General features: G+C 62.3%; 7 protein-coding genes. All 7 read left to right on the top strand.

What is annotated here, in order from left to right; translation table 11 throughout:
* The first annotated feature begins 424 nt into the window (after positions 1 to 424).
* A complete protein-coding gene (locus tag ACUCV0_RS23835; protein ID WP_482213907.1) occupies positions 425 to 1222 on the top strand; it encodes a hypothetical protein in 798 nt (265 codons plus the stop codon).
* A 140-nt stretch (positions 1223 to 1362) separates the two neighbouring features.
* Positions 1363 to 2496 (top strand): DUF7146 domain-containing protein, encoded by a 1134-nt coding sequence (locus ACUCV0_RS23830; protein ID WP_482213906.1) that lies wholly within the window; start codon positions 1363 to 1365, stop codon positions 2494 to 2496.
* Positions 2493 to 2783 carry a hypothetical protein gene (locus ACUCV0_RS23825; protein WP_482213905.1) on the top strand — a complete coding sequence of 97 codons (291 nt, stop codon included), beginning with the start codon at positions 2493 to 2495 and terminating at the stop codon, positions 2781 to 2783. Before ACUCV0_RS23830 ends, ACUCV0_RS23825 begins: the two co-directional genes overlap by 4 nt.
* 119 nt (positions 2784 to 2902) lie before the next feature.
* On the top strand, positions 2903 to 3145 hold the full coding sequence (locus ACUCV0_RS23820) for a DUF1654 domain-containing protein (protein ID WP_482213904.1): 243 nt from the start codon (positions 2903 to 2905) through the stop codon (positions 3143 to 3145).
* 111 nt (positions 3146 to 3256) lie between these two features.
* Positions 3257 to 3985 carry a hypothetical protein gene (locus tag ACUCV0_RS23815; RefSeq protein WP_482213903.1) on the top strand — a complete coding sequence of 243 codons (729 nt, stop codon included), beginning with the start codon at positions 3257 to 3259 and terminating at the stop codon, positions 3983 to 3985.
* Positions 3986 to 3992: 7 nt separating this feature from the next.
* On the top strand, positions 3993 to 4409 hold the full coding sequence (locus ACUCV0_RS23810) for a hypothetical protein (protein WP_482213902.1): 417 nt from the start codon (positions 3993 to 3995) through the stop codon (positions 4407 to 4409).
* 364 nt (positions 4410 to 4773) lie between these two features.
* Positions 4774 to 5406 (top strand): SOS response-associated peptidase, encoded by a 633-nt coding sequence (locus tag ACUCV0_RS23805; RefSeq protein ID WP_482213901.1) that lies wholly within the window; start codon positions 4774 to 4776, stop codon positions 5404 to 5406.
* Positions 5407 to 5692: the final 286 nt, after the last annotated feature.

The raw sequence follows: 5692 nt of genomic DNA, 5'->3' as shown, positions 1-5692 counted from the left end.
AACTCCCGCCGAGTGTTTTAACCACGCTGTTGCGTCGACCGGTTGAAACCACACCGATAGACGTATCAGCGGGCCGCAAGGTCTTTCCCCACGGGACTTCTGCTCCCGATGGGGGCAGGGTCCCTCCCAACCAGGAGGTGCACCATGGCCGAGATCATCAATCTGGTGATTGTCGTTCTCGATCTGCTTCTCTGAAGCGATCGCTCAAGCGAGTCCCCGCCCATGCGGCGGGGCTTGCCTTGAGTCTACTGCGGAGTGCCCCTCAGGCAGCCCACAGTGGATTCTCGATGGCGCCATGGTGCGCCCTCGTGATGCAGCAGCTGAGCTCTTCAGCACCGGCCTTTCGTTCTGATTGGCCAACCCTCAACCCGCGCGGGCTTCGTTCCCGCCGGGGCCGGACTCCGCGCTTACCGGAGATCCAGGAATGTCCATCAACACCGCGCTTACCACCATGATGGCCCGCCAGCTCGACAAGCTTGGTTACCCGTCCGACGACGTGCGCTATTCCCTCGGCTATTGCCAGGGCGATGGCGCAAGCTTCACCGGTACGCTCGATATCGAAAAGCTTGGCCCGCGCCTGGTACCGGAGATCCTTCCGGCGATCTGGCGCGAGCTCAAGGAAAACGCAGACCAGCACGAGGAGCTCACACTGTCACCGGGCCGCGATCGCTATGTACATGAGCGATCCACGTCCTTGAGCGAGTCGGCTTGTAGCGTTGAAGGTACCGCCGCAGAGGTGTACGGCGGCCCCACGCATAAGGTCGCGTTCTACCGCTTCATGACGGCCTTGGAAGAGGACATCGTGTCTACGGGGGCGATGCTTGCGCGCATGGGCTACAGCCTCACTGAGCGCTATTTGCGCGAAAGGGTCCAGCTGCGAGTCTTTCGCCTGGATCGTTTTCGCGTAGAGCTCAACGCCTTCGAGGACGAGACCCACAACCCGTTCGAATGGCAGACCACCGATGACGAGCTCGATGAGCGAATCACGGCCGTCATGGAAGAAAAGCTGCACTTCTGCGCACTGGAAGCCAAGGTCTACCTGGTCACCAGTGAAGAGGAGGGTGGCGACATCCTTCTCGCCGGCAAGCACGTCTACGGCGTAGAGCTTCTGGAGGGGCGGCGCGTTTGCAGCGCCGGCCGCGAGGTCATTCACGACGCTATCGGTACTGCCCGTCAGTACCTCAACTCACTGTCCCTACCGCGCCTGCGGCAGGCAGCCTGATCCAACCAACCCCAGGGGGGCTTATCCCCCTCTGGGGGCGAAGTCTCTCTGGACCACTCCCCAGCGCCGGGGCTTCCCCCAAGCTCCCGTCTCGGGGGTTTCGGGAAGCCCCGGTGGTGGGCTTTACCTGGAGGTCCATGATGAGAAATTTGAAAGCGAGTGTGGTGCGTGACGCGGCAAAGGTGCGTGGCTGGGATTCCATCCTGGAGGATCTGTGCCCTGAGATCGATGCACGCGCATTCAGCAAGGTGGGGCGCCATGTCGCCTGTCCTGTGCACGGCAAGACCGGGCGCAAGGGGGATGGCTTCCGCTTCTTCCGCAAGGACTTTCACGAGTCCGGCGGCGGTATCTGCAACACCTGCGGTGCGTTCCCGGATGGGTTCGCGCTGCTGCAGTGGCTCAAGGGTATCGACTTCGCTGATGCGGTATCTCTGGTGGGTGACCGCCTGGATATCCGCTCTACCGATGACGAGAATGTGCAGGAGCGTGTCAATCGCCAGAGCCTGCCTCAGCTTCAAGCCCGGCGCGAAGCCGCGGCGGCGAAGCAGGCGGAGGAGGACACGATGCTGCGCAACCGGCTGAACAAGATGTGGGCGGAGACCATCCCGCTGACTCATCCTGACGCCGAACCTGCACGGTTGTACCTGGCCAGCCGCAAGATCCTGATCTGGGATCGCAGCGGCCTCGAAGGCACGGTGCGATTTCACCGGGGCCTGGCCAGCCACAATGAAGATGGGCGCTTTGAAGGCGAGTACCCGGCGATCGTCGCCAAGGTCTCGAAGGCGAAGATGCCAATCACCTTGCACCGGCACTTTCTTACCGCTCGCGGCGAGAAGGCACCGGTGGAGAACCCGAAGAAGATGTGCGTCTATCCCAGTGATCGTCAGGTCACCGGTGGCGCCATCTGCACCGGGCCGTGGGATGCTCAGGTTGTCGACCTGTGCGAAGGCCTTGAGACCGCGTTTGCGATCGAAACAGGGATGGATCTTGCGGTTCGGGTTTACCCGGCGGTGAGCGCCACCTTGCTGGAAGCGTTTGAGCCTGGGCCGTCGACCAAGCTCGTTCGCATCTGGATCGACAAGGACCGGTCCGGTCGTGGAGAGGAAGCTGCCAAGGTGCTGCGCAAGCGGCTCTGGGAGCGAAACATCCAGCTGCAGGTCTTCGCGCCGCCGCTCCCCATTCCGGAAGGCGCCAAGGGCGTCGACTGGAATGATGTGCTGTTGCAGCTGGGGCGGATGGGCTTTCCGCAGTGGGCGAGGAGGGCAGTTGCGTGAGCAATTACCTCTTCGATCCGCGGATCGTGCCCACTGCGCCAGGCAGCCACGGTATCGACCCCTTTGCGCCGCCGGCCTCATTTGCCGGCGGCGCAGGGGAGTACCGCGCGCTGGTCAGGGAGCGGTACCGGGAGCATTACGGACGGTACCGGATCCTGCTGCATGTAAGGGCCGCAGAGGAGGGTGCTGTATTGACCTTCCTCGGACCCTACGCCGCCGAGGCACAGCTCATCATCAACACCTTGTTCGGTCAGACCGAACACCCTGAAAGGGTCAGCGCACGCTGACCCTTTTTTCGTCTGGCGATCAGCCTGGGCGCCTTTCGTCTCGCCAGGCACGCGCCGGTTGCCAGCAGAGCAGCCTGTTTAATACTGTATAAAAGAACATCCCCAGGGGACCTGTGGAGATGGCCCGCCCCCCACCGCCGGCAATGACGCCCTATGACCAGCTTGCCGCTAGGGTTCATAGGCAAGTCTTGAGTGCGCCTGGCGTCCGAGAAAAGCACGTCCACGTTGAACGGCGCGACGCGAGAGACCAGGACTGGGACCAGCTGCTCGAGGCGATCAGCGAGATGGACGGCGTCATCATTGCCCACCGCGATGACGGTAGTGTCGACCTGTTCTGGAAGGTCACCTACGACGACTTCTGAGTGATCGTATGACGCGCTGGAAGGTTCGACCCACAACCGCGCTAGAATCGGCGTTTGCAATTTTCAAAAGGCATGGAGACTAGGTTCCAGTTACCTGCCGAGATCCAAACGATGACCTATAAAGTTTGCAAAGTGAGCACCGCGGCCACGGACGTGCCTGGCGTCTACAGCGTCCTGTTCAATGGGGACGATCGCTTCTTCCGCCGGATCGAGATCCACCTGAGCCGAGACCTGGGCGACAACGTGCTCGACTTCATCGAGCTCTACGGCCTGTGGTGCGCCCTGGTGCAATTCGAGCTGGCCGGGCACCAGCGTACCTGCGGAAACCTGAAGCTCGTGGTGTCGCGCGGCGCGGTGAAGCGCCTGTTGCTCTCGGACAGCTCCAAGGGCGAGCTCTACGAGACGTCGAATGCGCTGCGCACTCAGTTCTTCGGCCTGAGCGGTATCAACGTGGAGAAGAACAAGCTCTGGACTCGCGAGGAGCATCCGGCCTTCTGCGTGCGGTGGGACGGAACACCCCCTCCGCAGCCGTCGGTAGAAAACCCGGTCTTCGGGAAGATCTACCTCTCCCACCACACCCTGGTCGAGTACCTGGACGAGACGAAGGGTGAGTGCAAGCCGGAAAACGTTTTCCCGCGGCTGGCTCGGGTGGTCCGTGACCTGAACCGGGAGGTGGCGCTACCCGCTGACGTGATGCGGCACAAGCAACGTCGGCACGCGGGTAGCCAGGACGGCGTGCGTTACCTGGGTAGCATGGCCGGCTGGCAGTTAGTGACTCGGCCAGCCCCGGACCAGTCCGGCCTGCTGGCCATCACCGTTTACCAGCGACAACAGATCTGAGGTCTCAATGTCCCACCGGCTGAAAAGCTACATCGCGCGGCTGCGCACTGAGCTGATGAGTATGCTCATGATGGCGGAGCCGGAAGTCTGGGAGCAGGTGCGCACCGCTGCGCCTGACGCGCAGATTGACGCGTTGTTTAAGAGCCCTGCTATCAGGCGCTTTATCTGCGAGCACGCGCTGGGACAGGCTGGGTACGAGAAGGACGGAGTTGTTCAGCGACTGCGCAATGGTGAGCTGTACCAGCTGGAACGCCTCTCGATCGACTGGGACCAGAATGGATACCCGGCGAACGTATTCCTCTTCGGCCGCCCCCTTTCGAACACCGACGACGCCGCTGCATTCCTGGGCCGAATCAGCGATTTCTTGAGCGTTCCTGCTGGCATTCCCATCTCAGGACCCGAGATCTTAGATCTGGTGAAGTAGGGCAGCATTTTGCCCCTGGGCACTGGGGATCAGCTGAGCTACCTCTCTACACCAGACCGCCACCGGGCTATTGGTGGCACGCAGGCCTATGCCGGTGATCAAGCTCCCTCCTCGTGCTGTACGGTCCCACCTCAGGTGACGTTAACGCGCGCTATCCCACGGGCTGCCACTAGGTGGGTAAATAATATGTGGGTCACCGGTTCTGAGCGGGGAGCTGGAAGCCTGTCGGCGACGGCGCCTGCTCCTTCTCGATCAGCAAGCCGACAGCCGCCCCTCCGGAACGCAGCGCGGTCGGCGGGTCAAACAGTGTGGCGCGGCCGAAAGGCCAGCCGCACCAGGTTGGATTCTCCGGAGGCGACAGGCGATGTGCAGTCACTATGAGGCGCCGACGCCGGCGCGTTTGAAAAGCGCGTTCGGCGCGCCCGTTGACGAGCAATACCAAGGCGAGCTATGGCCCCTCTACATGGGACCCTTCGTCCGGTCGAACACAGCCGAGGGGGAGGAGGATGGCGCATCGGAGTACGAGATCTCGATAGGCCAGTTCGGCCTTCTGCCTGGTTGGGCAAAGGACAGAAAGCTCGGGCGCAGCACCTACAACTGCCGCTCGGAAACGGCCGCCACGAAGAACTCCTTCCGCACGGCCTGGAAGAGGGCCCAGCACTGCATCATTCCAGCGGCGGCGATCTATGAGCCAGACTGGCGCAGCGGAAAGGCGGTGCCAACGCGCATTGAGCGGGCCGACGGCGGCTTGATGGCGATCGCCGGATTATGGGAGGAATGGGGAGACCCGGACGGAAGAGGGCGTTTCAGCTTCACCATGCTGACGGTCAACGCCGACGATCACCCCTTCATGAAGAACTACCACCGGCCTGAGGACGAGAAACGGATGTTGGCGATTTTGCCGAACGGCTCGATCAAGGACTGGCTGCAGGCGCCAGCCGAAGCCGCGGGCGAGTTCCTCCGTCAATATCCCTCAGATCGCCTGCGCACCGCTTAGGTAGTAGGGTACAGACGGTCCCCTACTAGAGAGGGGGAGAGACCGAAGGCCACTAAACCCAGCTGCGAAGATCGGCCATGCATGACGCCCGCCACACGATGATATCCAATACCGCTCGGCGACGAGGCTACCAGGACTACCTGGCAGGGCTCGGCGACCCCTGCCCGAACCCAACCCATACAGTCCAGGCGATTGAGTGGAGGGACGGCTGGGTAATCGCCGAGCGGATCCTGCGTGTGCTGTGGGAGGACGACCCGCTTTCCGGTCTTTGAAAGCCGACGGACGC

The sequence above is a fragment of the Pseudomonas sp. VMV1 genome, from assembly GCF_056790235.1.
This window is presented reverse-complemented; position numbering and strand designations above follow the sequence as displayed.

Excerpts from the sequence above, each read along its gene's own strand:
- ACUCV0_RS23835 (WP_482213907.1), top strand. The coding sequence starts at position 425 with ATGTCCATCAACACCGCGCTTACCACCATGATGGCCCGCCAGCTCGAC.
- ACUCV0_RS23815 (WP_482213903.1), top strand. The coding sequence starts at position 3,257 with ATGACCTATAAAGTTTGCAAAGTGAGCACCGCGGCCACGGACGTGCCT.
- ACUCV0_RS23805 (WP_482213901.1), top strand. The coding sequence starts at position 4,774 with ATGTGCAGTCACTATGAGGCGCCGACGCCGGCGCGTTTGAAAAGCGCG.
- ACUCV0_RS23820 (WP_482213904.1), top strand. The coding sequence starts at position 2,903 with ATGGCCCGCCCCCCACCGCCGGCAATGACGCCCTATGACCAGCTTGCC.
- ACUCV0_RS23810 (WP_482213902.1), top strand. The coding sequence starts at position 3,993 with ATGTCCCACCGGCTGAAAAGCTACATCGCGCGGCTGCGCACTGAGCTG.
- ACUCV0_RS23830 (WP_482213906.1), top strand. The coding sequence starts at position 1,363 with ATGAGAAATTTGAAAGCGAGTGTGGTGCGTGACGCGGCAAAGGTGCGT.